Source organism: Stenotrophomonas sp. TWI587 (assembly GCF_039674145.1).
In the GTDB taxonomy this organism is placed as follows: domain Bacteria; phylum Pseudomonadota; class Gammaproteobacteria; order Xanthomonadales; family Xanthomonadaceae; genus Stenotrophomonas; species Stenotrophomonas maltophilia_AY.
Map to the genome: position 1 here is coordinate 81021 of NZ_JBDJMW010000010.1, position 23389 is coordinate 104409.

Genomic DNA, 23389 nt, shown 5'->3' on the forward strand with positions numbered 1-23389 from the left:
CAAAGGAGCTGTAGAGAATGAACAAGACCGAATTGATCGACGCCGTTGCTGAAGCCGCCGACCTGACCAAGGCCGAGTCCAGCCGCGCCGTTGATGCCGTCATCGCTTCCGTCACCAAGGCCCTGAAGGGCGGTGACGCGGTGACGCTGGTGGGCTTCGGCACGTTCCAGGTCCGCGACCGCGCTGCCCGTACCGGCCGCAACCCGAAGACCGGCGACACCATCAAGATCGCTGCATCGAAGAATCCGTCGTTCAAGGCTGGCAAAGCCCTGAAGGATGCCGTAAACTAAGCGGCTTGCTGGGGTGCTTAGCTCAGCGGTAGAGCGTCTCCTTTACACGGAGAGGGTCGGGGGTTCGAAACCCTCAGCACCCACCAGGCACTGCCAGTAAAAGTTTTGAAATGTGGAGCGGTAGTTCAGCTGGTTAGAATGCTGGCCTGTCACGCCGGAGGTCGCGGGTTCAAGTCCCGTCCGCTCCGCCAGTTTCAATAGGGCCCCTGAGCGATCGGGGGCCTTGTTTTCTCCAGCGGTGTACGTCGCGGTGGAAACAAAAGCGGTTTAGTGCGGAGCGGTAGTTCAGCTGGTTAGAATGCTGGCCTGTCACGCCGGAGGTCGCGGGTTCAAGTCCCGTCCGCTCCGCCAGTTTTACAAAAACCTCGAAAAAAGCAGTATTTCGGGGTGGGCAATCTGAATATCTTCGGATAGAATGAGCGCCTGCAAAGTTTCAAGTGCGGAGCGGTAGTTCAGCTGGTTAGAATGCTGGCCTGTCACGCCGGAGGTCGCGGGTTCAAGTCCCGTCCGCTCCGCCAATCTTTGAAGAGCCCTTGGTGAAAACCAAGGGCTTTTTTTTGTTTTCAATTCAGCGGGTCGATCAATGCGGCGCTGCTGACGGCGCGCCGGCTGCAATGACCGGGCGCGGCCCCTGTGGATCGGGCCGGGGCGGTTGATGCGGGCACTTTTGGAGCCTGCCGCGAAGCGGGTTACACTGCCGGGCTCGCCAATCAGGCCTTGATTTTTCCCATGCTGCAGAAACTTCGCGACAAGACCTCGGGCTGGATCGTTACCGTGATCCTGGGGCTGCTGATGATTCCGTTCCTGTTCGTGATCGACTCCAGCTACCTCGGTGGCGTCGGCTCGCAGAACGTGGCCAAAGTGGCCGCCCCGCCGACCTGGTGGAAGTCCGCCCCGTCGTGGTGGCCGGTCTCGTTCCTGTGGCAGCACCATGAGATCAGCTCCAACGATTTCCGCGTGCGCTTCGAGCAGGCGCGCCAGCAGGCACGCCAGGAACAGGGTGAGGATTTCGATCCGCGCCAGTTCGAAAGCACCGAAAGCAAGCTGGCCGTGCTCGATCAGATGATCGATGAGCAGGTCGTGCGTCTGGCCGGCGAACAGTCCGGCATCGTCATCGGCGATGGCGCCGTGCGCGAGTACATCGCCTCGATCCCGGCCTTCCTGGATGCGGACGGCAAGTTCAACCAGGACAACTACCGCATCGCGCTGGCCAGCGGCAATCCGCCGCGCACGCCGACGCAGTTCGAAGCCCTGGTACGCGAGAGCATCCAGCAGTCGATCATCCCGTCGGCCCTGCAGCGTTCGGGGTTCACCACCCAGAGCGAGGCCGAGCGCCTGATGAAGCTGCTCGGTGAAACGCGTGACGTGGAACTGGCCGCGCTGCCGGAAACGCCGGCCGATACCGCCGAAGTGACCGACGCGCAGATCAAGCAGTGGTACGACAGCCACACCAAGGATTTCCGCCAGCCGGAAACCGTGTCGCTGGAATACGTCGAGATCAACGGCGCGAACCTGCCGGCCGCGGCACCGGCTGACGAAGCCACGCTGCGCAAGCGCTATGCCGAGGAGAAAGCTCGTTTCGCCACGCCGGAACAGCGTCTGGCCTCGCATATCCTGATCACCGCCGATGGCAGTGATCCGGCCAAGCTGAAGGCAGCCGAGGAAAAGGCCACGCGCATCGCCGCGGAAGCCAAGGCGCCGGGTGCCGATTTCGCCGCGCTGGCCAAGGCCAACTCGGAAGACCCGGGTTCCAAGGACGCCGGCGGCGATCTGGGCTGGGTGGAACACGGCGCGATGGTCAAGCCGTTCGAAGACGCCCTGTTCGCCATGAAGACGGGCGAAGTGGTTGGGCCGGTGAAGACCGAGTTCGGCTACCACGTGCTCAAGCTGCGCGAGACCAAGGGTGGCGAAGGCCGTTCCTTCGAAGACGTGCGTGATCAGCTGGCTGCCGAACAGCTCAAGGCCGATACCGATCGCGTGTTCACTGAACTGAGTGGCCGCTTGGTGGATCTGGTCTACAAGAACCCGACCTCGCTGGAAGGTCCGGCCAAGGACATGAGCCTGCCGGTGCAGACGATCGGTCCGTTCACCCGCACCACTGCCAGTGGCATCGCGGCCAACCCCGCCGTGCTGCGTGCGGCGTTCTCCGACGTGCTGACCCAGGACGGCACGGTGAGCGACCCGATCGAGCTGGGCCCGAACCACAACGTGATGATCCGCGTGACCGAGCACAGCCCGGAGCAGGCGCTGCCGCTGGCCAAGGCCCGCGAGCAGGTGATCGCCGCGATCCATGCCGACCGCACCCGCCAGGCCTCGGAGAAGGCCGTGGACGCCGTGCTGGCCAAGCTGAAGGCCGGGCAGACCCTGCAGGCGCTGGCGACCAGCGACCAGCTCCAGATCAGCCCGCTGCCGGGCCTGCCGCGTACCCAGCCGGTGCCGACCCCCGAGATCAACCGTGCGGTGTTCAGTGCGCCGCTGCCGGCCGAAGGCAAGCCGAGCTACGGCAAGGTCGCCGTCCAGGGCCGCTACGTGATCTACGCGGTGACCAAGGTCACCCCGGGCAACGTGGCTGAAGTGGATGCTGCCCAGCAGCAGCAGCTCAAGGAGCAGCTGAGCCAGATCGATGGCATGGCGGCCGCCAAGGCCTACGTGGAAGCGATGCGCAAGCACTTCAAGGTGCAGACCGAAGAAGCCAACCTCTAATCGGGTCGGCTTCTGCTGGACAACAAAAAGCCCGGCCATGCCGGGCTTTTTGTTGAAAACGACAATGCCCGGCAGAACCGGGCATTGTCGTTTTCAACGATGTAATCCGCGCGCGCTCAGTCTTCGACGCGCAGCACCGCGCCCGGCTTCAGCACACTGCTGCCACTGAGTCCATTGAGCGACAGCAGGGCCTTCAACGGCATCCCGTAACGGCGCGCGATGGTCCAGGGCGACTCGCCATCGCGCACGGTATGGCGGCGGCTGCGCGGGCGGTCGGCGCTGGCCACGGTGCGCGTGGCTACCGGACCCGGTGCGGTCCGCGCGGCCGACGTGTCTGCCGGCGCGCTTGGTGCCATGGCAATGGCGGCCACGCTGGCGCTGGCATCCACCGGCGCATGCGCGGTCGGGGCCAGAACCGTCACCTGGCCGCTCGGGCGGCCCTTGCCGCTGGCCAGGGCCGGATTGAGGCGGGCTATCCGGGCGGGGTCCAGTGCGCGCTGCTGGGCCCACTGCTGGACGCTGGTGCCGGCCGGCAGGGTGTGGCCCTTCAGCACCGGCACGGTGCGGTCCAGCGAGGCCATCACGGCCGGCTCGGTTTCCGCGTCTTCCAGGACGCAGGCCAGCGCATGCAGCTTCTCGACATAGGCATAGGTGACCGGCGACAGCCCCGGCAGCTCGGCCGGGCGCGCGTTCTGCGCGTTCATGCCGGCCTTGCGCAGCGACTGCAGCACCCGGTACTCACCGGCGTTGTACGCCATCGTGGCCAAGCGCCAGTCGCCGCCGAACATGCCGTGCAGGGTCTTCAGGTAGCGCACCGCGGCCTGGGTGGAATCCACTGCCGAGAGGCGGCCGTCGTAGCCCGGGGTCATCTGCACGCGGTGGTTCTTGGCGGTGGTGGCGATGAACTGCCACAGCCCGGCCGGGCCGCTGCCATTGCGGGCGTTGGGCCGGTAGCCACTTTCCACGAAGGGAATCAGCGCGAATTCGGTGGGCAGGTCGGACTTGCGCAGCTCTTCGACCACATAGCCGAACAGCACCAGCGCGTCATCGTCCTGATTGGCCAGCCGCGAGGGCGCGTGGGCGAACTGCTTCTGCCAGCGCGGGCTGGTCGCCTCGGCGTCGCAGGTGGGTTCGGCCAGGCCATCGCGGAAGCTGGCAAAGATCTCCTGCCCGTTGCGCACCGAGGCCGGCGGCAGGGCCGCAGCAGTCAGGGGAAGGGAGGACAGGCCGGCCACGTTCTGCGACATGCCGGCGGTCAACGACTGGGCGCCCGCGCTGCCGGCCACGGCGATCGCCAGGCCAAGCGCGAGCGGCAACAATCGCCGACTCATGTTCGAAATCCGTCTTTCCAGTGCCGCAGGCCTGCGACAACATCGACTTCATCGGTTACGGGACGCCCAAGATGGGCGCTGACAGCCGCCTGGATGGCGGGGGTGTTCGTACGCAGGAACGGATTGCATTCCAGCTCGCTTGCCAGTGAAACCGGCAGCGTGGGCAGGTCATCGCGGCGCATGGCCAAGGCCTCCTCATGGCGCTGCGACAGCGCAGCGTTGGTGGGGTCTACATGCCGCGCGAAGACGGCATTGGACAGGGTGTACTCGTGCGCGCAACACACCATCAGTTGCGCTGGCAGGGACGACAGCTTCCGCAGGGATGCCAGAAGCTGGGGAGGCGTACCTTCGAACATGCGCCCACAGCCCAGGCTGAACAGCGAATCGCCACTGAAAAGGTGTTCAGCGGTGTGAAACGCGATATGGCTCCGGGTGTGCCCGGGCACGGATACTACGTGGAACCCGAGCCCCAATGCCTGAACGTGTTCACCTTCGCCCACCCGGTGCGCCGGGACCGCAATGCGCGGTTCGACCGGTGCGTAGACCTCCACTGCCGGAAAACGGGCCTGCAGTTCGGCCACGCCACCGATGTGGTCGTCGTGGTGGTGCGTCAGCAGAATGCTGTGCGGAACCCATCCCTGCTGCGCTGCGGCAGACAGAACGGGGGCGGCCTGGCCGGGATCGATGACCACGGCGCGGCCGTCGTCGGCGACCAGCGCCCAGATGTAATTGTCCGCGAACGCGGGTAGGGCGGTCAGTCGCATAGAATTGGACCATGCCCCCCGCGTTGAGCCCCCGTCAAGCGACAGTCGCATCCTGGTTTGATACTGAACCGGCACACGCCTTGTGCCGCTTGGAATCGGAGCGGTTGCGCAGCCTGCTGGCCGAACGCCCGGTCAACCCGTGGCTGTGGGTGGCGCCGACGCCTGGCTGGCTGGAAAGCGTGGACTTGCCGGGCCGCGGCCTGCGCCTGTACCGCCAGGACGCCGAGTATGCCGGCGATGTCCAGTGCGCCCTGCCGCTGCCGCTGCCGGACGAGAGCGTCAATGCCATCGTGCTGCAGCACGTCACCGCCCGTGACGCCGAGCAGCTGATCGCCGAGTGCGCGCGCGTGCTGATGCCCGGGGGGCGGCTGTGGCTGTCCACCCTCAACCCGTTCAGCCCATACCGTCGCCAGTGGCGGCATCACGGGCTGGTCGTGCGCAGCCCGCAGCGGCTGCGCCACACCCTCACGCAGGCTGGCCTGAGCTGCGAGGACCTGCACTACCTCGGCCCGATGTGGCGCAACCGCTCGCCGGGCCGGCGCGACCTCGCCCCGCTGCGGGCCGCCTGCCTGTTCACCGCTGAAAAACGCACTCTGGCATTGCCGGGACCGACGCCCGTGGCCGTGCCACGTTGGCACGGCACGGTTGCCACCTGATCTGGAATGGAATGAAGACGATAGAAATCCACACCGACGGTTCCTGCCTCGGCAATCCCGGCCCCGGCGGCTGGGCGGCGTTGCTGCGCTACAACGCGCACGAGCGCGAACTGAGCGGTGGCGAAGCGCATACCACCAACAACCGCATGGAGCTGATGGCGGCCATCTCGGGGCTGGAAGCCCTCACCGAGCCGTGCAACATCGTGTTGTTCACCGATTCGCAGTACGTGCGCCAGGGCCTGACCGAGTGGATGCCCGGCTGGATCCGCAAGAACTGGAAGACCGCCGGCGGCTCGCCGGTCAAGAACCGCGAGCTGTGGGAGCGCCTGCACGCGGCCACGCTCAAGCACACCATCGACTGGCGCTGGGTCAAGGGCCATTCCGGCGACCCGGACAACGAGCGCGTGGACCAGCTGGCGCGCGACGCCGCGATCCGGATCCGCGCCGCCGGCCCGGTACACTGAGCCCATGCGTCAGATCATCCTTGATACCGAAACCACCGGCCTGGAATGGCGGAAGGGCAACCGCATCGTCGAAATCGGCTGTGTGGAACTGCTCGAACGCCGCCCCAGTGGCAACAACTACCACCAGTACCTCAAGCCGGACTGCGAGTTCGAACAGGGCGCGCAGGAAGTCACCGGCCTGACCCTGGAGTTCCTGGCCGACAAGCCGGACTTCGCCCAGGTGGTGGACGAGTTCCTCGCCTACATCGACGGCGCCGAACTGATCATCCACAACGCGGCGTTCGATCTGGGCTTCCTGGACAACGAGCTGTCGCTGCTGGGCGACCACTACGGCAAGATCACCGACCGCTGCACGGTGATCGATACGCTGAAGATGGCGCGCGAGCGCTTCCCCGGCCAGCGCAATTCGCTGGATGCGCTGTGCCGCCGCCTGGGCGTGGACAACGCCCACCGCCAGCTGCACGGCGGCCTGCTCGATGCGCAGATCCTGGGCGATGTGTACATCGCGCTGACCTCGGGCCAGGAAGAAATCGGCTTCGGCTCGGCTGATGACCAGAAAACCGGCAGCGCCCACGCGCAGACCTTCGACACCTCGCGCCTGCTGCCCCGCCCGCGCGTGGTCGCCACGGCCTCGGAGCGGGAAGCGCACGAAGCGCGCCTGGCCAAGCTGCGCAAGAAGGCCGGCCGCGCAATCTGGGATGGTGAACCCGACGCGGCGGAAGCGGTCAGCGCCTGACGGGCCGATCCCGGCGGTAGATCCCGACCGTTGGTCGGGAGGCCTGCCTCAATGGCACCGCACCAGGATCACCGTGATGTTGTCCGAGCCGCCACCATCCAGCGCGGCGGCGACCAGGGTATCCACGCATTCCTGCGCACTGGCATCGTCGAAGGCGAGGGTGCGCGCGATGCCCTTGTCCTCGACCTCTTCGGTCAGCCCATCACTGCACAGCAGCAGCTGCATGCCCGGGCGCAGCTCACCGGTAGTGGTCGCCACATTCAGGTGCGCCGGATCGGTCACCCCCAGGGCCTGGGTCACCACATTGCGATGCGGGTGCGCGCGCGCCTGCTCGGCGGTCAGATTGCCCTGTGCCACCAGCTCCTGGACCACGCTGTGATCCTGGCTGAGCTGGGCCAGCTTGCCGTCGCGCCACAGGTACGCGCGGCTGTCGCCGACCCACGCCACCTCGTACCGATTGCCCTGCACACGGGCGGCCACCACGGTGGTACCCATCGGCAGGCTGTCGTTGCGCCGGCGCGAGGTGCGGATGATCTCCTCATCGGCGATCCGGATCGCATGTGCCAGCGTCGCCCCGCGACGGATCTCGCGCACGATGGTTTCGCGCGCCAGCGCACTGGCCACCTCGCCACAGGCGTGCCCGCCCATGCCATCGGCAACCAGCCACAGCGCCAGCTCTCCATCGCCGTAATACGTATCCTCATTGAGGTCACGGCGCAGGCCGGGGTGGGTCAGGTGTCCGAATTCGATCATGAAGGCGCGTGCCGGTGAGGATTGCGAGGGATAACGGCATGATCGCGGCCCGCCGGACATCCGGCAAGGCATCCATACAGAAGAAATTCACTTCTTTGCCTGCAATGACTTGTCGGCAGCGCGTCCTACCCGTATCATTCGCGTCCCGGTTCGCCGGGACCATCTGGAGAGGTGGCAGAGCGGTTGAATGTACCTGACTCGAAATCAGGCAGGCGTTTATAGCGCCTCGGGGGTTCGAATCCCCCCCTCTCCGCCAGATAAAAAGAAAAGGGCTGCCCATCGGGCGGCCCTTTTCTTTTTATCCGGCCTGATGGGCGGACGAGAACCCCCGACGGGGTTCGACGGATCTGCAGGAGCAGATCCGGACAGACGAACGTCTGGTCCTGGAGCGCGCAGCGCGGAAGGGCTGGGTGCATGGATGCACCCAGCAATCCCAATGAAGCGGCCACCCTGCTTCCGGAGCCCCAAGCCTCATCACCGACTGGTCTCGGCAGCAGCCAAATCTGCAACTCCGTCCTCAGAACGGTTGATCAGACGTGTGCTAATAGTCCTACTCGGGCGTTCCGGCCCATCAAGGAGGATGTAATGAGGAAGCTTACGTTTGCAGCAGCGGCTGTACTTCTTTCATTCACTGGCGCGGCTGCAGCCGCCACGGTCGAAGTGTTCGACGTTTATGGCGAAGGCATCAATTTTTCGGACGCACGTAAAGATGCGGAGAACCAGGCTCGGGTGATCTGCAATGCCATGGGAGGGCAGCATGTGGTGGTGGAGGTTGTCGACACGGCCAATCCTGGCGGCCGGGTGCTCCTGTACGGCTTGGCACAGTGCCATATTCCCTGAGTCGTGAGCTGACAGCCTGTCGAACGGGCCTCATTGGTGAGGCCCGTTCAACCAAAGCGCCCGCAAAGACGGCGCTCAGGCCCTCAACACCTCGCCTCCGGTAAACTGAAGTACCCGTCCCGGAATCCCCACCATGACCGCTGAAATCCTCGTCCCCGTGTCCTTCGGTGAACTGCTCGACAAGATCTCGATCCTGCAGATCAAATCCGAGCGCATCAGCGACGAGGCCAAGCTGGCCAACATCCGCACCGAGCTGAGCGCGTTGGAAAAGACCTGGATGGCGCACCCGGCCGGGGTCAAGGACATCGCGCGGCTGCGCGCCGAACTCAAGGCCGTCAACGAGCGCCTGTGGGATATCGAAGACAACATCCGCCTGCAGGATAAGGCCCAGGCCTTCGACGACCATTTCGTCGAGCTGGCCCGCAGTGTCTATCAGCAGAACGATGAGCGCGCCCGCATCAAGAAAGACATCAACCTGGCGCTGGGCTCGCTCTACGTGGAAGAGAAGTCGTACAAGGATTACGCGCCGCGCGGCGCGTAATCGGCGACATAGCGCTCGAAGGCGGCAATGCCATCTTCGACCGTTATCAGCTGCATCACGTCGTCGAATTCGACCTTCGCGCCCCACTTCAGTTCGCTGGCTGACTTGCCCAGGAATCTGCGCGCGGCATCGTCGTAGCGATCCACGCAGTAGCGGCGGTCGGAATAGGGGCCGCTGCGGTGCGGGTTGCTGGCCGCATGCAGGCCCAGCACTTTGGTGCCCATCGCGTTGGCGATATGCATCGGGCCCGAATCGGGCGTCATCACCAGCGCGGCACGCGCCAACAGGGCCGGTAGCTGCTTGAGGGTGTCTTTGCCGACCAGATCCAGCGCCGGGGTGGTCAGCTGCGCCTGGATCGCATCGGCCATGCCGCGCTCCAGGTCGCTGCGCCCACCGCACAGCACCACCCGCCAGCCGCGTGAGGTGGCGTGGTTGGCCACGGCCGCATAGCGGTCGGCATACCAGTTGCGGCGCACATGGCTGGAGCAGGGCGAAATCATCAGCACCGGGCGGCCGTCATCGGCCCACTGGGCATTGGCCCACTCGAACGCCGCCGGCGGCACGGCCATGTCCCAGCTGACCTCGGTCTGCTTCAGGCCCAGCGGTTCGCAGAAGCTGCCGATCGCATCCAGCACGTGGATGCCGGGGCGGTCGGGGATGCGCTCATTGATAAACAGCCCGTGAAGGTCCTTGGAGCGCGATTTGTCGTAGCCGATGCGGCGCTTGGCCGGCACGAAGGCGGACAGCACGTTGGCGCGGAAGGCCACCTGCATCTGCAGCAGCGCATCGAATCGCCCCGCCGGGAGGCTCTCGCGCAGGGCGCGCATGCCGGCCAGGCCGGTCTTCTTGTCGTAGCTGTGGAAGGTCACGCCGGGCAGCCCATCGAGCAGCTTGTGGCCGGCCTTGTCGATGATCCAGTGCAGCGACACGCCGGGGTCGGCCTGCTGCAGGGTGCGCACCAGCGGCACCACATGGGTCACGTCCCCCAGCGCGGACAAACGCAAAAGACACAAGGAAGAGGACGTTGGTGCCATGGTGTTGTTAGACTCGAAGGAATGGTCGCATTCGACGCCACTGAAGCGCTGACGCCCTGCCGCGATGGACGCGGTATCGGTGCCATTCTGTTCGACCGCGAAGCCCTGCGGCAAGCCGAGATGAGCCTGTTCGCGCCGGCTCACTGGGGCGAGCGGGCGCGACCGGTCGGCGATGGCGGCCGCGGCGGTGCCTGGTTCGTCGATGCGCCCTTCGGTCATGCCGTGCTGCGCCAGTACCTGCGCGGCGGCCTGGCGGCCAAGCTCAGCCGGGACCACTACATCTGGCGTGGCGCCAACCGCACCCGCAGTTTTGCCGAGTTCCGGCTGATGCGTGCCCTGCGCGCGCAGAAGCTGCCGGTGCCGCGACCGATTGCCGCGTTCTACATGCGCGAAGGCCTGCGCTACAAAGCGGCGATCCTGATGGAGCGGCTGGAGGGCGTGCGCTCGCTGGCCGACCGCGCGCTGGTCGCCGGGCGCGGCGCCCCCTGGGAAGAGACGGGCCGGCTGATCGCGCGCTTCCACCGCGCCGGGCTGGATCATGCCGATCTCAACGCCCACAACATTCTGTTCGATGCCAACGGCCATGGCTGGCTGATCGATTTCGATCGCGGCGTGCTGCGCATTCCCGCCACGCGCTGGCGCGAGCGCAATCTCAAGCGGCTGCTGCGCTCGCTGATCAAACTGCGCGGTGAGCGCAGCCATGACGACGTCGAAAAGGACTACGCACGGCTGCGCCGCGCCTACGATCTGGCCTGGAACCGGGGTTACTGATGGACTGGGCACTGCGTTTCATGGGGGTCGGCAATGCGTCGGCCGTGCAGCTGGGTTCGCCGATGGCGGTGATCGAGCGCGATGGCCGCCCATGGCTGACCATCGATTGTGGCGGGGAAGGGCTCACGGCGTTCCAGGCGCACTACGGGCATGTGCCGCAGGCGTTGTTCGTCACCCATGTGCACCTGGACCATGTCGCCGGTTTCGAGCGGCTGTTCGTGGATGCGTATTTCTCGCCGCAGCGTCGTGGGCGCATCCGCCTCTACGTGCCGGCGACGGTCGTGCCGCTGCTGCACAAGCGCGTGGCCGATTACCCGAACGTGCTGGCCGAGGGCGGCGCGAACTTCTGGGATGCCTTCCAGCTGATCGTGGTCGGCGATGCATTCTGGCATGACGGCATGCGTCTGGAAGTCTTCCCGGTGCGCCATCACTGGCCGGAAACCGCCTATGGCCTGCGCCTGAAGGGTGCGGTCACCTGGAGCGGCGATACCCGCCCGATTCCGGAAATGCTGGCGCGCTACGCCGACGACAATGAACTGATCGCCCACGACTGCGGCCTGCACGGCAATCCGTCGCATACCGGCGTGGACGACCTGGAGCGTGAGTACACGCCTGAGCTTCAGGCGCGGATGATGCTCTATCACTACGCCAGCGAGGCTGACGGCGAGGCGCTGCGCCACCGTGGCCACCGTGTGGCCCTGCCCGGTGAGCGTGTGGCGCTGGCCCCCCCGACCGCGATGCATGTGCTGGCCCAGGATCCTCCCTGAGCATGGACGACGCGCTGGCCGCCCATCTTCAGGCGCTTGAGCGCGCGTTGCATGGGCCGGCGGTTCGCGGTGATGTCGCGCAGTTGGCCGCCTTGTTGGATGACGACTTCCGCGAGATCGGCAGCTCGGGGGCGTGTTTCGACCGTGCTGCTGCGCTGGCTGAGATTCCGCGCGAGTGTGCGCAGGTTGAGATCGTGTCCAGCGATTACGACATCGCTCTGCTGGCCCCGACGCTCGCGCAGGTGCGCTATCGCAGCTGGTACGTGATCGATGGGGTGCGTCAGCGCGAGGTGCTGCGCAGCTCGCTGTGGCGACTGCATGGCGAGGCATGGCGGGTGGTGTTCCATCAGGGCACGCCCGCAGCGCCTTAGGCGGCAGCGTCGCGTGGGGAAAACCGGGGCCCAAAAAGGTGGCGGCCCCGCCGGCTGACCTCGGCGCCCGCGTCGATCGATACCGTTGCTGCCTTCCGGCCCTGGCGGGATTTTCGACCTAGCGTCGCGAGGGGCCGACGGGGCCACCATAGAGACGTTCCGGCTGCAGGGCGATCAGGGATCAGCCGACCGCAGGCGGAAGGTGCACCGCAGGAACAGGTCCGGCAGTGCAGTCGCGCATTCTAGCGCATGCGCGGCACGCAGTGCCAGACGCGAAGGCTGAATCCCGTGTAGCCCGATGCCGTCAGTCGCGGCCATTGCGCGGGTGGGGCGGTAAAATACGCGGCACAGGAGGAACGGCCTCCCCCATTTCGGGAACCACTGACCAGGACGGCCTGGCCCCCATCAAGGAGGGCCGCATGGCCTGGATCTATCTGTTGGCAGCCGGTGTACTGGAAATCGTCTGGGCGTTCTCGATGAAGCAATCCGAGGGGTTCAGCAAGCTCACCCCCTCGATCATCACCCTCGTCACCATGATCGCCAGCTTCTGGCTGCTGTCATTGGCGATGCGCACGTTGCCGTTGGGTACCGCGTACACGATCTGGACCGGCATCGGCGCGGTTGGTGCGTTCGTGATCGGCATTACCTTCCTCGGCGAGCAGGTGAGCGCGATGCGGATTGCCGCAGCGGTGTTGATCGTGAGTGGGTTGGTGCTGATGAAGTTGAGCAGCAGCTGAGGCGTTTAAAGCGCACGCTGTGCGCTCTGGGGCAGGGCCACGCCATGCGTGGCTGACGCACTGCTGACCCGATCGAATCACTGGCGCCGCTCAACGCTGCGCCAGTTCGAGCACCATCTCCACCGCATCCAGCCCTGGGCCGTGCCCATCGGGGGTGATGTGGGTGACGGCGAAGCCGAGTCCGGCGTAGAAATCCTGCGTGTGCTGGCTGGTGCTGAGCGTCACGCGCTGTGCGCCGAGTGTTTTTGCGTGGGCCAGCCGCGCGTGGGAGAGCCGTGTGCCCAAGCCTTGGCGATGCCGGGCGCGGTCGACCATGCCCCAGCACAAGGCGGCGGTGTGGTTGTTGTCCAGGGCGATGCCGCCGCAGGCGACGATGTGGCTGTTGTGGTGGATCACCAGATAGTCGTGGGCGCGGTCTGGGTGAAGTAGATAGTTGGCGAAGTCGTGGCGTTCGTGTGGGGCGAAGTAACGCGGCACGTTGGTGTCGAACAGGGCGAGGCAGGCCGGGGCGTCAGTTGGGGTGTAGGGGCGCAGGGTGGGCATGGGGGGACTTTGGCATGCTCCGCGTTGGGATGGTCGGCTTCGGATGCAGGGTGGCTGCTTCATTGGGATTGCTGGGTGCATCCATGCACCCAGCCCTTCCGCGCTGTCGCGCTCCAGGGCCAGCCATGCGGCTGTCCGGATTCGCTCCCGGCGAATCCGTCGAACCCCCGTCGGGGGTTCTCATCCCCCTCCAGGGTTTCGCGCGCTGCTACCGGAGCCGGATGAATGACGAACGTGAGAAACGCAAAAGGCCGCCCCGAAGGGCGGCCTTTTACGTTTGTCTGGCGGAGAGAGGGGGAGGTACTGATCCGAAGACCTCACTCCCTGACTGCTCGCAGCGCGCAAACCGGACGGGTGTCCTGTGTTGTGTCCCGCCCATCATAGCTGCCCAGAAGCCGCATGATGCAAGGACGGACACCATTTTTCCAAGGTCTTGCCGTGGAGGGAGCGATCCGCACCGAATGCCCGGCTCGGGAAATAGCAAAGCTGAATGCGCCTATCTTGCATTAGGCCCCGAAGGCCATATGATCGGTCCTATGAAGCACTTCTTCAGCCAGTTCACCATCGCCAAGCGCGGGCAGAAAGACACCTTCTATGAGGTCAACCGTGATGGTGCCCTCGTGCTTAACCGTGACGGGCTTCTCAAATCTGGCCGGATGAACCGCCAGCTCGACGCCGCACGCGATCTCAAGGTTGCCGCCGACAAGGCCCGCTCCGCGAAATGACGAGCTTAGCCCTGCTGGCCGTTCTCTTGGCTGCGGGCTGGTATTTCTATCGGCAGTGGCGCTACACGCGATTTGAAGCGCTGCACCATCCTGGCCACCCGCAATATTTCGGGGCCGCTCTTTGTTCGGTCTATTTGTTCGGCATCAGTGCCGGGCTACATGCGTTGGCGATGCGGCATGCCACCTACGGCGTGTATCTAGGAAAGCTTCACGCGTTGTTGCCTCTTCAGATGAGCGATAAGCAGTCGGCCGAAGGCCTAACCCTGCATTTGGCGATTACTCTTTGGTGTCTAGTCCTTGGAGCCGCGCTTCCCATCCTACTCAATGATCCGTTGGTGCGAATCCGGTCGCTCGCGCAGCTGATCGCGTCACGGCATGGCGCAATCGATGCAATCGAGAGCCTGGCAATCAAGTGCGAAGAGGACGGCACGTTGGTCGCGTTGACGCTGGACAACGGCAAAGTCTACGTGGGCCTGCTGGACGAGTTCACTGGCCCCAGAGTAGGGAAAGAGTGGGTAGGAATGACCCCTGTAGCCTCCGGGTTTCGGGATGCCGAAGGCAAACTGGTCTTCACGACGTATTACGACATCAAGCTGCCAGACGATGCGACGATGGAAATCTTCCAGGTCATTGTCTCGATGAAGCAAATCATCTCGGCGCAAGCCTTCGATCTGCAGCTCTACAAACAGTTCCAACTGCCTGAAGCCCATACACAAGCGGTAGCGGACAGAAAAGAACTGGCGCCCCAGCGGTCGTCCGTGGCTGTGGACAACACGCGGCACGGTTTCTATTTGGGGTTGCCCATTTTTCTGCTTCTATCGCCATACGTTGGCCTGAAGTCCACTATTGGCGGGCTGAGCCTCGTTGTGGCGGCGGGTCTTAGTTGTATTGCGTCCGAGACGCTACGGCGGAACCCCGTGAGGGCCGGCGCTGACAGCAGGTCAGCACCTCTTGAGCCTGAAGAGGTGAACTTCGTTTAGTGCGACGCTGCATTTCGCATGCATTGATGGCACTCGAAGAGACGAGGCCCGAGTGCCGTCCCAGGGTGCTTACACCCCGCTACTCGGTTACCTCGGCGAGCCATTTGGAAATCAACTGGTGAGATGCACTGCCTGGATCCCTCAGGATGGAAATGGTGTCGGTCATGGTGGTCTTCTCCCACTTCGCAGGGTGGGTGACCAGATCCGCGTAGTAGCCCAGAATCTCGACCTTCCGGAAGTGGCGGAACCACACACCCAGCTCATCTTCTGGTGATCTGATGTAGTTGTATTGCCCGGTGACCCGAGCTAATGCGCAGGGGTAGTGATGTGCGACTACCAAAATGATGTCGCCCACATTCATAGAGTGCGCAAAATCCCAGTAGTCTCGCTGGCTCTGGTCGATGTCTTGCTGCTTCACATCGGTCAGGTCGCCCGGGGGATCCGCAAAGTCCAGTCCCACATACCCCAGGCCAAGCGACCTGGTGGTATGGGAGACGGCTCGCGCACTATCAGAAGGGTGCAACTGCATACGCCAAAAGGTCATAGATGCTCCGTTCCTTGGGTCAATTTTGAAGCACGGGTCAAGGTCGGAGTATGTATCACTTTTGTCGTATCAGCTCCGGCAGGGAAGTCATGTTAGGAGGTCAGCTGGACCCACAGCACCAAGAGCACCATTGGCAGGCCACTCAGTAGTCCGAAAACCCAGAAAGCGCCCAGCATGGTCAGCGGGGTCATGAGCCACCATTGCCACCAAGTGAAGCCGTGGTCTCGTTGTCGAGCTTCCCACGCCTCGACCGCCTGAAGGCGTTCTACCTTCCGCGTTCCTCGCCGGGCCATGAGCGGCCCGACAATGAACCCGAAAGGTCCCAGGAAGAGCAGGGTCCCGGTATACCACCAGAAGAAACGCTCTCTAGGCGTCATGAGCTTGCGGCGTGCAGGGGGCGCTTGAGCAAGGAGGGGAGGCGGATGGGCACTCATTTGGCGTAGGCCTTCCAGACCCCCGATTCACGCACATACCGAAGGTTTTTGTTGACAGGGATCGGCACCTGCCGGCCGCCGATGTCGATGGATACTTTTCCGGTGGTGTCGCACCGGTAGCCTTCCATGTCCTGGGCTCCAACGCAGCCGGACAGCTGGAACTCCTGGATTCCGGTGATCTGACCTGCGCCACTCTGGGTAAGCAGGGCTGCCAAGGCCTTCTCGGCATCGCTGCTGGAAGGCGGACCAGCGCAGGCGGTCAGGGTGAGGGCAACGGCCAAGCTGGCCAAGATGATCTTCGTTGCTTTCATGGTCATTCCTTGAGGTGGGCGGGGCGGCCAAGGGCCCCCCAAAGTTATTGCGACGAGGTATCTGCTTAGCGGTCGCGGTTGCCTTCGGGCTGGAAGCCGGCGATCCACATCCTGGAATCCTTAAACGGGATCAGAAGGCCACTGGCCCCGGGATGTAGGTCGGCGGTCTGGATGAAGCCCGAGACCCAGCCGACTCGCAGAGCCACGTCAATGGCGCGGTCGGAGACCCCCGGCCGGGAAACGTTGACCACGAACGGCTGGCTGGGCGGATTGGGCCCGGGGGAACGGTTGGCCCCGGTGTTGGGCTTGCCGGCAGGCACTCGAACGCCCATAAGAGCGTCCCGTCCCTTCCAAAGGGCCGACGTGTTGAGCTCTGCCACATCGCCCAAGTCGTCGGTCTCGGTCACCGCGGCATTGGCGCAGGTCCGGAAGGTCTCAGTGGTCGACGCGGACGGCCCCGTCCAGATGCGGGCTTGGACGGTCCAGCAGGGCAGCGTCGCCCCCCATTCCTGGAACGTCAGGGCAACGCGCGGCCAGTCGAGCTTGCCTTGCTGGGCAAGCTGATGGTTGTCGGCCTTGAACAAGCCGCGGATCTTTGCGGTCCCACTGACCGGGGTGTAGATGGCCCCGCCGCTGACGCTGGTCTTAGCGCCGCTCTGGGCCGGTTTCACCCCGACCATCTGCTGCCCCGCGTCTTTCAGACTGCTGCCCAGCTGCCGGAAGAACCCCGGTTTATTAGGCATCTCTTCCCGCTCAGGTTGGGTTTGTGCGCCTGCGCTCTGGGTGATCAAAAGCAGTGCGGCCGCCAGGGCGGTGGCCATCCTTGTCTGGTTCTTCTTCATGGAAACCCCTGTGGGTGGTCGGGAGGGTGCTACATTTCATGAAGAGTCTGCCATGCAGAGGAGTAGCAAGTCATGCTGTCGGCCCAGCTTTTCAACATTCGTTCACGTGCCCAAGGCTTCCCCCCGCTCCCTGTTCGCTGCCCGCCTCAAGCAGGCCAGGGAACTCCGTGGCATCGCCAGCCAGCGAGCCTTGGGGGTCTTGATGGGGCTTGATAAGAAGCTGGCCAGCAGCCGCGTGAACCGATATGAGACGGAAGTCAGTGGTATCGACTTGGATGGACTGGGGAAACTTGCCGACGTTTTAGGCGTTCCGATGGCTTATCTGGTAGCCGAGGACGATGCGACGGCCGCCTTCATCTTGGCATTGAAAAAGATGACGCAGGCCGAGCGCAGGGAGTTGTACAAGAAGCTTCTCAGCAGCAAATCCGCTGATTGAGCGGGAGTGGTGGTCTAACCATTGACAAGGAAAGTGAGATGGATCCAGTTGCTCTTCACCCGAAGGTCTTCGTCAGTCATGCAAGCGAGGACAAGGACAGTTTTGTCCTTGAGTTTGCAACAAAACTTCGCGCGCACGGCGTCGATGCATGGGTTGATAAATGGGAAATGCTTCCCGGCGACAAGCTCATCCATAAGATTTTTGAAGAGGGCCTTAAAGCGCCAGACGCCTTCATCATCGTTCTTTCCAAGACGAGCATCACAAAGCCGTGGGTCCGAGAAGAGCTCGACGTGGCTGCTGTGAAAAGAATTTCCAATGGGATGAAGTTGATCCCTGTCGTGATCGACGATTGCGAGATTCCTGGCGTATTGACGGCAACGCTGTATGAGAAGTTCGATAAGCCAGAAAACTACGATGCGTCCTTCGATCGCGTTCTCTCAGCCATCTTCAACCTGAGTTCCAAGCCTCCTCTGGGGGAGCTGCCCGCCTATGCGCATCCGTCTCCTGTCCGAATGGCAGGCCGAAGCGCGTCGGACAGTCTGGTGATCCATGTTGCTTGCGAAAGGGCGCTGAAAGATGGAGATCAGTTTGTGGATCCGGTGGAGGCCTTTGACCTCAACAGCACACCGAAGCTTCCCGCTCAGGAGCTTCGAGATTGCCTAGAAATCCTTGAGGACTTCGGTGCGATTGAGAACCTCAAGGCTCTTGGCCCGGGTTTTAAGCCCTTTCGGATTACGGAGGCTGGGTTTGAGCTTTACGCGCGTGAAGCTATCCCTGGGTATTCGGCGATGCGAGGCAAGGTTGTCCGCGGCATCGTCAACTCTGAGTTGACCTCAAATATTTCTCTTTCGGAACACTTGGGATTGCCGGTCTACCTAATAAACCACATCCTCTCTGTGCTTGAACACGAAGGCGGGATCAAGCTGACTAAAGGTCTTCAAGAAAGACGAACGATCTACCATGTTGGAGCTTCGCTCCGACGGGAGCTGTCCGCATAACGTCGGTTCAGCGGCTTTGGCGGCTGTGGGTTTCACGTATCAGGATCCTCCGTCGTCAGAGGTCCTTGATGGCGGAAGGTCGCCTGGATGGGCTATAAATCAAATCCTGCCCTTTTAATGGAGTAGCCCTTTTGGCCCTCACGACCCTGAAATCGCTCAACGCAGAAATCAAGCAGCTCGAAGCCCAGAAGAAACTTGTCGAGAAGCGAGATGGCGAGGTGCCAAAGGCATTGGCCGTGCTGCAGCGTTATGCAAAGGTGCTTAGCCCGGCCCAGCGCCGGCAGGTGGCTAAGATCGCCGGCGACACTGTTGAGGTTCAATCCGGGCGCGCTATCGCTGCACTACGGGGCCCAATGAAGGGACGCAAGCTCGGATCGGTCGCTCCGAAATACCGGCTGCCGACTGGTGAGACTTGGACTGGTCGCGGACTGTCTCCCAAGGTCTTCACTGCTTGGGCGAAGTCGGCTGAGGGCCGGACTTGGTCCAAAGCGCACCCGGAGTCCAAGTTCCCGCCGGCGGAAGGCTCGTTGAAGCCCTCTAGGAAGCCCGAGAAGAAGGCAACCAAAGCTGCCAAGAAGGTCGTCAGGAAGCCGACCAAGCGCGCTCCTGCCAAGAAGGTCGCAAAGAAGGCCACTCGAGTCGCTGTAAAGAAGGCAGCACAATAAGACCTGCCAGACCTTCGTCACCCACCACGGGCAACTGAGTCCAGTGGTGGGGAAGTGCGAGGACGGCGTATCAGGGATAGAACTTGCTTGGGTCGGACAGCTGCTGGGCAAACTGTCCGCGCTCATACTTCGGCAGCTCCACACTGGGCTTGTAGCGCTTGATAGTCCGGAGCTTTTTCTTCTGCGCCAAGGCTGGCTTCTTGTGGAAATAGGCCTCGTGCAAGACAGCGACGCGTTTGTTGGGAGAGTGCCCCGTAATCAGCGCAATGACTTCTTCCGGGATGTCCTGGTGATGAAGCTCCGTGGCGATCGTGTGGCGGAACGCATGGAAACCGATGCCTTTCTTGAAGCCTAAGCGTTTCATGTAGGTGCTGAACTGGTTAAGCGCCGCTTGGCTGTATCGAGCGTTCGAGTCTCCCGTCTCGCGGTTGATGCCAGCGGAAAGGTGCGGGAATAGGCGGGGGTGACCGCACTGCCGCATGTCCTCTACGAACTCCAAGAAGCCCGCATCAATGAGCGGTTGCGCGATGGGCACGTCCCGGATGGCCGATTTGCCTTTTAAGCGTTGTCGGCTGCGGTCGCGGCTCTTATGCGCCAAGTCTGGATCGATCGTGACACGAATACGTATCCACCAGGTGCCATCAATCTGCACAATGTCAGCCAGCTTGAGCTGAGCTACCTCGTTGATGCGAGCCCCAGTGTAGAGCCCAATCATGGGCATCCACCACCGGTGCGGATGTTTTTCAGCCCAAGGTATGAACGTCTCTCGAGCAAAGATCTTCTTCAGGTCTTCTTCGTCAAACAGGCGCTCTGCCTTGTCTGCGTCTTCTGCCAGGTCGTCCTTGAACTTCTTGAACGCTGCCATGGGGGAGGCTGGGATAGCGTTTGCGTCAACCAGGCCCTTGAAGAAGGTGGAGAGGAAGCGACGGTGCTTCTCAAGCGTTTTGGGTGCCAGTGGTTGCACGGCGAGCTCTTTGCCCAGCGCGACCGCTTCTTCATATGTGTAGTCGCGATACTTGGGGTCCGAGAGAAGCGAGGGAGGAGCCCACCGCAGCAGTTCCCACAGGCGATAGATGTGGGCATGGTCAATACGCGACACCGGAATGTCGCCGCAGGTCATCTTGAGCAAGGTGAGCGTGCGAAGCGTAGATCCGGTCGTGCCACTCGTCAGCCCACGGTCGCCACGGGCCCTGATGTAATCGGCAATCTCGACTGACAGCAGGCGAGGTGCCGACGCGATGGGGAGCGGGGCTGGATACTGGGTGCATCCATTGGCGCGACGGCTGCGGCGCTGGCGGTCGTCTGCCCGGTCCAGCATCTCTTGGGCATGGATGGCCGCCTCTCGGCCAGTGATGTTCAGCTCTTCAATACGAAGGTTGCCCATCTGGACACCTCTCAGCTGAAGAGTGCCCATGGGGTGGAGTAGGTATTGGTGGAGGTGTTCTAGAGCGGGCGTTTGCATTGCTTGGCTTCCATCATTCGATGGAAGTACCAATAAGACAGCTCAGAAAATGGTCAATACAAAATCGGCGGCGACTTGAACACCGTAAGCATCGCCACGGCCTATGGCGGATTCAATGAAGCGCCAAGTTTGTACCCTCGTCCTTTCCAGGGCTGAATCTTTCTATATCAATGACTTGGGCGGAGAGGGGCAGGAAAACCTCAGAGTCATTTTGGTACTGTTTAACCGATGTAAGCTAACTAATTGACTATCACAGGATGAACGCAAGATAAACATAGTATCCAATCTAACGAGGGTTCTGGTGGGATTTCATATCCTTTAAGGGCCACCACGAGGTGGTGAGGAGAGACCCATGGCGAAGAACGAACAGACCGGGCCGAAAGCAGCTAAGGCTGCAAGCCATGTTTTGCGCGACGGCCGAACCGGGGATAAGTCCAAGACCGCCGCAGCCTCAGCGCTAAGCCAAGCCCCTGATAAGGGCAAGAAGACCAAGAAATAGGCAACTTGGCGGGCGCGCCAGGCTGCCTGTCCCTTTCAAAGCGGTAAAGTCTGGGCGTCAATGCAGGGGCCGGGTGTGGGCGAACGAGGAGTGGCTACGAAAGCGGGAAGCCCAAGCCGCCCAGGTCGTCACCCATACCGGGCTAGGCGCGGCTGTGCTTTGGCCGGCCCTCATGAGGCACCAGTGCTGAGGTTGGGAATGGGTTGACATCTGGTCAGGTTGACCATATCGTTCAATAAATTCTGACCAGATAGGGGTAACCCATGACTCCTCCGCAGCGTTTCAACACCTTGATGCCTCTATCAGGTGCCTCTCCTTATGAAGACGCATTGGATGCTTTGGCCAAGAAGCTTGGCCAGGCTGCGATTGAGGAGCCTATGCCCATCTCGAAATTCAAGTCTGATTACAGCGGGCTTCTGCGAGAGGCGTTGAGCGGTCATCTGAGTCAACTTTCGCGAAACAACGAGCGATTCCTTCTGCTATCTGAAAGGCAGGTCATTGCCCTCGCGGCGCCCCAAGACCAAGGCAAATCGCTAAGTAGCACGTTGGCGGGTATCGATCCACCCGGCGTAAAGGTGGACTTGTCGCAACTTCATAGCCGTGGTGCTCGTGAGATGTATTCGATCGTGCCGCGGGGACAGGCGAAGTGAATGACCAGAAGCGGCGACTGATCGGCCCTGGGCTGCTGCTGGCCATCTGTCAGAAGGAAGACTGGGCCGTGGCGTGGGGCGATAAGACGCCTGCAGATCGATGCATCATTAGCTCGCTTGCGGTTGCGATTGCGAAGTCTGTGGTCATGCAGCAAGCGAGCGGGGCCGCTCAGCGAAAATGGCTCTTGCAGATTGATCGCACTATTTCCACCTTGGAGGCCGAGGGCGTGAAGGTCATTGGTGTGAGCGACGACACGATTGGGCGCTTCATTACGTGGCGGTCCGAGGCCGATCTCACGCACACGGTGGTGAATGCGGACCAGTCGCACGAGCAGTGGCCGATTGGCCAAGACACGCGGTTGTTGATTGCGACAGCAGATGCCATGGAACTGGCATTCTGTGAAATCGATGACACCTACATGGAGGTGCTTGAAAGGCTTGGAATCACGGTGGAGCGGCTCTGAATGGGCCAGCCCCGCGAATACCTCCGTCTTCCTCCTGGCCCACCGAAGCCGCTGCATGAAGAGGCGCGCGTTCTTTGCATTTCGGGCGGCGGCTATCGCGGTCTCTTTGCTGCGCGACTGATCAGCCTGATCGAAACGCACGAGTTGGGCGGGAATGGTATTGCAGCTCGCTTCAACCTGATCTCGGGAACGTCGATTGGCGGGATCATTGCGACTGCGATCTCCTGTGGTGTGTCTGGTCAGAAAATCACAGATGCTTTAAAGAAGAGCGGGCTGCTCATCTTTCCGCCCCGAACGTGGCATAACGTTCGACGATTGGCAGGTAGTGCGCCGTATGACCCCAAGCGTCTGACCGAGTGCATTCTCGAACTGATGCCTGAGGCGGGCAAAATCAAGCTGGCTGATCACGCCCCACCGCTACTCCTGACGACGGTGAACTTCAACACCTCGAAGCTCCAACTATTGGGAAGCAAAACCACTCGCGTGCGGGACCTGACAGGAATGACGTTGATGGATGCGATGCTGGCTACCTCAGCCGCGCCAACCTACTTCCCGCCTCATGAGCATGAGAAGTCGATCTATGTCGATGGTGGCGTAGCCGCGAATGCGCCAGACCTGCTGGCCCTCCGCGCCATCGAGCAGATGGTGCCAAGAAGCCGGTCGCTCATGCTGAGTCTGGGAACGGCGAACCCTAGTTATGGTCTAGCACCTTCGAGCAAGCCGCTGCGTGGGATTGGCTGGGCCAAGATCACCATCGAACTCAGCATGCATCTGCAAGAGCAGCTGGCGGTCGATGAGTGCACGAGGCTACTCGGAACAGATCGATATTTGAGGTTGAACAAGACGCCGAGCCCGAATGAGCAGCCGCATTTGGGTTTGGACATAGCCAGCGCGGAGAGCACCTCGGTGCTCACCAGCCTGGCTGACAACTGCTTCCAATCGCTCACGAGCGAGCAAAGGCAAACACTCGCCGCCATACTTGGCTGATCCGGGTCGGTTCGCCGCACCCGAGTCAGACCCCCGACAAGGGGAGGAAGGGGAGGCGGCAGTTCCGCGGGCCGGCATCAATCGGCGACGG

30 protein-coding genes, 5 tRNA genes and 1 other RNA gene are annotated in these 23389 nt (G+C 62.6%); 25 read left to right on the forward strand and 11 right to left on the reverse strand.

The genetic code is table 11. The features are described 5' to 3' along the window. Positions 1-17: 17 nt before the first annotated feature. The 6 genes from ABE464_RS15950 to ABE464_RS15975 all read left to right on the forward strand — a co-directional run bounded on the left by ABE464_RS15950 (position 18) and on the right by ABE464_RS15975 (position 2993). Positions 18-290 (forward strand): HU family DNA-binding protein, encoded by a 273-nt coding sequence (locus ABE464_RS15950; protein WP_019185801.1) that lies wholly within the window; start codon positions 18-20, stop codon positions 288-290. An 11-nt stretch (positions 291-301) separates the two neighbouring features. Then, positions 302-376, forward strand: a tRNA-Val gene (locus tag ABE464_RS15955). A 28-nt stretch (positions 377-404) separates the two neighbouring features. Continuing rightward, positions 405-481, forward strand: a tRNA-Asp gene (locus ABE464_RS15960). A gap of 83 nt (positions 482-564) precedes the next feature. Continuing rightward, positions 565-641, forward strand: a tRNA-Asp gene (locus ABE464_RS15965). A 90-nt stretch (positions 642-731) separates the two neighbouring features. Beyond that, positions 732-808: transfer RNA gene (locus tag ABE464_RS15970), tRNA-Asp, on the forward strand. A 211-nt stretch (positions 809-1019) separates the two neighbouring features. Next, positions 1020-2993 carry a peptidyl-prolyl cis-trans isomerase gene (locus ABE464_RS15975; RefSeq protein WP_346472734.1) on the forward strand — a complete coding sequence of 658 codons (1974 nt, stop codon included), beginning with the start codon at positions 1020-1022 and terminating at the stop codon, positions 2991-2993. 116 nt (positions 2994-3109) lie between these two features. On the opposite strand, the gene ABE464_RS15980 is transcribed toward ABE464_RS15975, so the two are convergent. Both ABE464_RS15980 and gloB read right to left on the reverse strand, forming a co-directional pair. Next, complete coding sequence (locus ABE464_RS15980) at positions 3110-4324, reverse strand: transglycosylase SLT domain-containing protein (protein ID WP_346472735.1); 1215 nt, start codon at positions 4322-4324, stop codon at positions 3110-3112. Continuing rightward, a complete protein-coding gene (gene gloB / locus ABE464_RS15985; protein WP_346472736.1) occupies positions 4321-5088 on the reverse strand; it encodes a hydroxyacylglutathione hydrolase in 768 nt (255 codons plus the stop codon). Before gloB ends, ABE464_RS15980 begins: the two co-directional genes overlap by 4 nt. Before the next feature lie 11 nt (positions 5089-5099). Between gloB and ABE464_RS15990 the strand changes: the two genes are divergently transcribed. From ABE464_RS15990 to dnaQ, 3 genes are read left to right on the forward strand one after another with little or no spacing between them, the layout of a single operon-like run. Continuing rightward, positions 5100-5744 (forward strand): methyltransferase domain-containing protein, encoded by a 645-nt coding sequence (locus ABE464_RS15990; RefSeq protein ID WP_346472737.1) that lies wholly within the window; start codon positions 5100-5102, stop codon positions 5742-5744. Positions 5745-5755: 11 nt separating this feature from the next. Continuing rightward, the gene (gene rnhA / locus ABE464_RS15995) at positions 5756-6208 is read left to right on the forward strand and encodes a ribonuclease HI (protein ID WP_121042991.1); all 453 of its coding nucleotides are present in this window, start codon (positions 5756-5758) and stop codon (positions 6206-6208) included. A gap of 4 nt (positions 6209-6212) precedes the next feature. Further along, positions 6213-6944, forward strand: a complete 732-nt coding sequence (gene dnaQ / locus ABE464_RS16000; protein WP_346472738.1) for a DNA polymerase III subunit epsilon — start codon at positions 6213-6215, stop codon at positions 6942-6944. A gap of 48 nt (positions 6945-6992) precedes the next feature. Here the strand turns inward: dnaQ and ABE464_RS16005 are convergent, their stop codons facing one another. Then, complete coding sequence (locus tag ABE464_RS16005; protein ID WP_019185793.1) at positions 6993-7697, reverse strand: protein phosphatase 2C domain-containing protein; 705 nt, start codon at positions 7695-7697, stop codon at positions 6993-6995. Between the two features lie 165 nt (positions 7698-7862). Here ABE464_RS16005 and ABE464_RS16010 point away from each other — a divergent pair. From ABE464_RS16010 to ABE464_RS16020, 3 genes are all read left to right on the forward strand, one after another. Further along, positions 7863-7953: transfer RNA gene (locus tag ABE464_RS16010), tRNA-Ser, on the forward strand. 329 nt (positions 7954-8282) lie between these two features. After that, complete coding sequence (locus ABE464_RS16015) at positions 8283-8537, forward strand: hypothetical protein (RefSeq protein ID WP_346472739.1); 255 nt, start codon at positions 8283-8285, stop codon at positions 8535-8537. Between the two features lie 133 nt (positions 8538-8670). Next, positions 8671-9078 carry a DUF6165 family protein gene (locus tag ABE464_RS16020; RefSeq protein WP_019185792.1) on the forward strand — a complete coding sequence of 136 codons (408 nt, stop codon included), beginning with the start codon at positions 8671-8673 and terminating at the stop codon, positions 9076-9078. On the opposite strand, the gene ABE464_RS16025 is transcribed toward ABE464_RS16020, so the two are convergent. Beyond that, on the reverse strand, positions 9057-10112 hold the full coding sequence (locus ABE464_RS16025; RefSeq protein ID WP_346472740.1) for a glycosyltransferase family 9 protein: 1056 nt from the start codon (positions 10110-10112) through the stop codon (positions 9057-9059). The two genes, ABE464_RS16020 and ABE464_RS16025, sit on opposite strands and share 22 nt — an antisense overlap. A 21-nt stretch (positions 10113-10133) precedes the next feature. Here ABE464_RS16025 and ABE464_RS16030 point away from each other — a divergent pair, with 21 nt between their 5' ends. From ABE464_RS16030 to ABE464_RS16040, 3 genes are read left to right on the forward strand one after another with little or no spacing between them, the layout of a single operon-like run. Beyond that, positions 10134-10883 (forward strand): 3-deoxy-D-manno-octulosonic acid kinase, encoded by a 750-nt coding sequence (locus ABE464_RS16030; RefSeq protein WP_088432881.1) that lies wholly within the window; start codon positions 10134-10136, stop codon positions 10881-10883. Next, positions 10883-11650 carry an MBL fold metallo-hydrolase gene (locus ABE464_RS16035; RefSeq protein WP_346472741.1) on the forward strand — a complete coding sequence of 256 codons (768 nt, stop codon included), beginning with the start codon at positions 10883-10885 and terminating at the stop codon, positions 11648-11650. Before ABE464_RS16030 ends, ABE464_RS16035 begins: the two co-directional genes overlap by 1 nt. A gap of 2 nt (positions 11651-11652) precedes the next feature. After that, complete coding sequence (locus ABE464_RS16040) at positions 11653-12021, forward strand: DUF4440 domain-containing protein (protein WP_346472742.1); 369 nt, start codon at positions 11653-11655, stop codon at positions 12019-12021. Between the two features lie 44 nt (positions 12022-12065). On the opposite strand, the gene ffs is transcribed toward ABE464_RS16040, so the two are convergent. Continuing rightward, positions 12066-12162, reverse strand: an RNA gene (ffs, locus tag ABE464_RS16045) — signal recognition particle sRNA small type. Positions 12163-12440: 278 nt separating this feature from the next. Here ffs and ABE464_RS16050 point away from each other — a divergent pair. Beyond that, on the forward strand, positions 12441-12758 hold the full coding sequence (locus tag ABE464_RS16050) for a multidrug efflux SMR transporter (RefSeq protein ID WP_123728503.1): 318 nt from the start codon (positions 12441-12443) through the stop codon (positions 12756-12758). Positions 12759-12848: 90 nt separating this feature from the next. Here ABE464_RS16050 and ABE464_RS16055 read toward each other — a convergent pair whose 3' ends face one another. Beyond that, positions 12849-13301, reverse strand: coding sequence for a GNAT family N-acetyltransferase (locus ABE464_RS16055; RefSeq protein WP_346472743.1), 453 nt, complete (start codon positions 13299-13301; stop codon positions 12849-12851). 536 nt (positions 13302-13837) lie between these two features. Between ABE464_RS16055 and ABE464_RS16060 the strand changes: the two genes are divergently transcribed. Beyond that, entirely contained in the window at positions 13838-14026 is a 189-nt protein-coding gene (locus ABE464_RS16060) for a hypothetical protein (RefSeq protein ID WP_346472744.1), read from the forward strand. Next, entirely contained in the window at positions 14023-15006 is a 984-nt protein-coding gene (locus tag ABE464_RS16065; protein ID WP_346472745.1) for a hypothetical protein, read from the forward strand. The genes ABE464_RS16060 and ABE464_RS16065 overlap by 4 nt, the downstream gene beginning before the upstream one ends. A 79-nt stretch (positions 15007-15085) precedes the next feature. On the opposite strand, the gene ABE464_RS16070 is transcribed toward ABE464_RS16065, so the two are convergent. The 4 genes from ABE464_RS16070 to ABE464_RS16085 form a co-directional block, all read right to left on the reverse strand. Further along, the gene (locus ABE464_RS16070; RefSeq protein ID WP_346472746.1) at positions 15086-15550 is read right to left on the reverse strand and encodes a hypothetical protein; all 465 of its coding nucleotides are present in this window, start codon (positions 15548-15550) and stop codon (positions 15086-15088) included. Between the two features lie 92 nt (positions 15551-15642). After that, positions 15643-15984: a hypothetical protein gene (locus ABE464_RS16075; protein WP_346472747.1), complete on the reverse strand. Its 342-nt coding sequence runs from the start codon at positions 15982-15984 to the stop codon at positions 15643-15645. Beyond that, positions 15981-16295 (reverse strand): hypothetical protein, encoded by a 315-nt coding sequence (locus ABE464_RS16080; protein ID WP_346472748.1) that lies wholly within the window; start codon positions 16293-16295, stop codon positions 15981-15983. The genes ABE464_RS16075 and ABE464_RS16080 overlap by 4 nt, the downstream gene beginning before the upstream one ends. Positions 16296-16360: 65 nt before the next feature. Beyond that, the gene (locus ABE464_RS16085) at positions 16361-17137 is read right to left on the reverse strand and encodes a hypothetical protein (RefSeq protein ID WP_346472749.1); all 777 of its coding nucleotides are present in this window, start codon (positions 17135-17137) and stop codon (positions 16361-16363) included. Between the two features lie 130 nt (positions 17138-17267). Here ABE464_RS16085 and ABE464_RS16090 point away from each other — a divergent pair, with 130 nt between their 5' ends. The 3 genes from ABE464_RS16090 (at position 17268) to ABE464_RS16100 (ending at position 19236) form a co-directional block, all read left to right on the forward strand. After that, entirely contained in the window at positions 17268-17573 is a 306-nt protein-coding gene (locus ABE464_RS16090) for a transcriptional regulator (RefSeq protein WP_346472783.1), read from the forward strand. Positions 17574-17611: 38 nt separating this feature from the next. Next, positions 17612-18571 (forward strand): toll/interleukin-1 receptor domain-containing protein, encoded by a 960-nt coding sequence (locus ABE464_RS16095; protein WP_346472750.1) that lies wholly within the window; start codon positions 17612-17614, stop codon positions 18569-18571. A gap of 131 nt (positions 18572-18702) precedes the next feature. Then, complete coding sequence (locus tag ABE464_RS16100) at positions 18703-19236, forward strand: H-NS family nucleoid-associated regulatory protein (protein WP_346472751.1); 534 nt, start codon at positions 18703-18705, stop codon at positions 19234-19236. Positions 19237-19306: 70 nt separating this feature from the next. On the opposite strand, the gene ABE464_RS16105 is transcribed toward ABE464_RS16100, so the two are convergent. Next, positions 19307-20698: a site-specific integrase gene (locus tag ABE464_RS16105; RefSeq protein WP_346472752.1), complete on the reverse strand. Its 1392-nt coding sequence runs from the start codon at positions 20696-20698 to the stop codon at positions 19307-19309. A gap of 352 nt (positions 20699-21050) precedes the next feature. Here ABE464_RS16105 and ABE464_RS16110 point away from each other — a divergent pair, with 352 nt between their 5' ends. The 4 genes from ABE464_RS16110 to ABE464_RS16125 all read left to right on the forward strand — a co-directional run bounded on the left by ABE464_RS16110 (position 21051) and on the right by ABE464_RS16125 (position 23298). Further along, positions 21051-21197, forward strand: a complete 147-nt coding sequence (locus ABE464_RS16110) for a hypothetical protein (RefSeq protein WP_346472753.1) — start codon at positions 21051-21053, stop codon at positions 21195-21197. Between the two features lie 263 nt (positions 21198-21460). Beyond that, complete coding sequence (locus ABE464_RS16115; RefSeq protein WP_346472754.1) at positions 21461-21847, forward strand: hypothetical protein; 387 nt, start codon at positions 21461-21463, stop codon at positions 21845-21847. Further along, a complete protein-coding gene (locus tag ABE464_RS16120; protein ID WP_346472755.1) occupies positions 21844-22311 on the forward strand; it encodes a hypothetical protein in 468 nt (155 codons plus the stop codon). Before ABE464_RS16115 ends, ABE464_RS16120 begins: the two co-directional genes overlap by 4 nt. Further along, positions 22312-23298, forward strand: a complete 987-nt coding sequence (locus ABE464_RS16125) for a CBASS cGAMP-activated phospholipase (protein WP_346472756.1) — start codon at positions 22312-22314, stop codon at positions 23296-23298. It abuts the gene before it with no gap. Positions 23299-23389 lie beyond the last annotated feature (91 nt).

What these genes read in the sequence shown, in the direction of transcription:
- ABE464_RS15975 (WP_346472734.1), top strand. Translation starts at nt 1,020, where the DNA reads ATGCTGCAGAAACTTCGCGACAAGACCTCGGGCTGGATCGTTACCGTG.
- ABE464_RS16080 (WP_346472748.1), bottom strand. Translation starts at nt 16,295, where the DNA reads ATGAAAGCAACGAAGATCATCTTGGCCAGCTTGGCCGTTGCCCTCACC.
- ABE464_RS16040 (WP_346472742.1), top strand. Translation starts at nt 11,653, where the DNA reads ATGGACGACGCGCTGGCCGCCCATCTTCAGGCGCTTGAGCGCGCGTTG.
- ABE464_RS16115 (WP_346472754.1), top strand. Translation starts at nt 21,461, where the DNA reads ATGACTCCTCCGCAGCGTTTCAACACCTTGATGCCTCTATCAGGTGCC.
- ABE464_RS16050 (WP_123728503.1), top strand. Translation starts at nt 12,441, where the DNA reads ATGGCCTGGATCTATCTGTTGGCAGCCGGTGTACTGGAAATCGTCTGG.
- ABE464_RS16005 (WP_019185793.1), bottom strand. Translation starts at nt 7,697, where the DNA reads ATGATCGAATTCGGACACCTGACCCACCCCGGCCTGCGCCGTGACCTC.
- ABE464_RS16125 (WP_346472756.1), top strand. Translation starts at nt 22,312, where the DNA reads ATGGGCCAGCCCCGCGAATACCTCCGTCTTCCTCCTGGCCCACCGAAG.
- ABE464_RS16065 (WP_346472745.1), top strand. Translation starts at nt 14,023, where the DNA reads ATGACGAGCTTAGCCCTGCTGGCCGTTCTCTTGGCTGCGGGCTGGTAT.
- ABE464_RS16060 (WP_346472744.1), top strand. Translation starts at nt 13,838, where the DNA reads ATGAAGCACTTCTTCAGCCAGTTCACCATCGCCAAGCGCGGGCAGAAA.
- ABE464_RS16085 (WP_346472749.1), bottom strand. Translation starts at nt 17,137, where the DNA reads ATGAAGAAGAACCAGACAAGGATGGCCACCGCCCTGGCGGCCGCACTG.
- ABE464_RS16105 (WP_346472752.1), bottom strand. Translation starts at nt 20,698, where the DNA reads ATGCAAACGCCCGCTCTAGAACACCTCCACCAATACCTACTCCACCCC.
- ABE464_RS16070 (WP_346472746.1), bottom strand. Translation starts at nt 15,550, where the DNA reads ATGACCTTTTGGCGTATGCAGTTGCACCCTTCTGATAGTGCGCGAGCC.
- ABE464_RS16110 (WP_346472753.1), top strand. Translation starts at nt 21,051, where the DNA reads ATGGCGAAGAACGAACAGACCGGGCCGAAAGCAGCTAAGGCTGCAAGC.
- ABE464_RS16030 (WP_088432881.1), top strand. Translation starts at nt 10,134, where the DNA reads ATGGTCGCATTCGACGCCACTGAAGCGCTGACGCCCTGCCGCGATGGA.
- gloB (WP_346472736.1), bottom strand. Translation starts at nt 5,088, where the DNA reads ATGCGACTGACCGCCCTACCCGCGTTCGCGGACAATTACATCTGGGCG.
- ABE464_RS16025 (WP_346472740.1), bottom strand. Translation starts at nt 10,112, where the DNA reads ATGGCACCAACGTCCTCTTCCTTGTGTCTTTTGCGTTTGTCCGCGCTG.
- ABE464_RS16020 (WP_019185792.1), top strand. Translation starts at nt 8,671, where the DNA reads ATGACCGCTGAAATCCTCGTCCCCGTGTCCTTCGGTGAACTGCTCGAC.
- ABE464_RS16015 (WP_346472739.1), top strand. Translation starts at nt 8,283, where the DNA reads ATGAGGAAGCTTACGTTTGCAGCAGCGGCTGTACTTCTTTCATTCACT.
- ABE464_RS15950 (WP_019185801.1), top strand. Translation starts at nt 18, where the DNA reads ATGAACAAGACCGAATTGATCGACGCCGTTGCTGAAGCCGCCGACCTG.
- ABE464_RS16055 (WP_346472743.1), bottom strand. Translation starts at nt 13,301, where the DNA reads ATGCCCACCCTGCGCCCCTACACCCCAACTGACGCCCCGGCCTGCCTC.
- dnaQ (WP_346472738.1), top strand. Translation starts at nt 6,213, where the DNA reads ATGCGTCAGATCATCCTTGATACCGAAACCACCGGCCTGGAATGGCGG.
- ABE464_RS16095 (WP_346472750.1), top strand. Translation starts at nt 17,612, where the DNA reads ATGGATCCAGTTGCTCTTCACCCGAAGGTCTTCGTCAGTCATGCAAGC.
- ABE464_RS15980 (WP_346472735.1), bottom strand. Translation starts at nt 4,324, where the DNA reads ATGAGTCGGCGATTGTTGCCGCTCGCGCTTGGCCTGGCGATCGCCGTG.
- rnhA (WP_121042991.1), top strand. Translation starts at nt 5,756, where the DNA reads ATGAAGACGATAGAAATCCACACCGACGGTTCCTGCCTCGGCAATCCC.
- ABE464_RS16075 (WP_346472747.1), bottom strand. Translation starts at nt 15,984, where the DNA reads ATGAGTGCCCATCCGCCTCCCCTCCTTGCTCAAGCGCCCCCTGCACGC.
- ABE464_RS16035 (WP_346472741.1), top strand. Translation starts at nt 10,883, where the DNA reads ATGGACTGGGCACTGCGTTTCATGGGGGTCGGCAATGCGTCGGCCGTG.
- ABE464_RS15990 (WP_346472737.1), top strand. Translation starts at nt 5,100, where the DNA reads ATGCCCCCCGCGTTGAGCCCCCGTCAAGCGACAGTCGCATCCTGGTTT.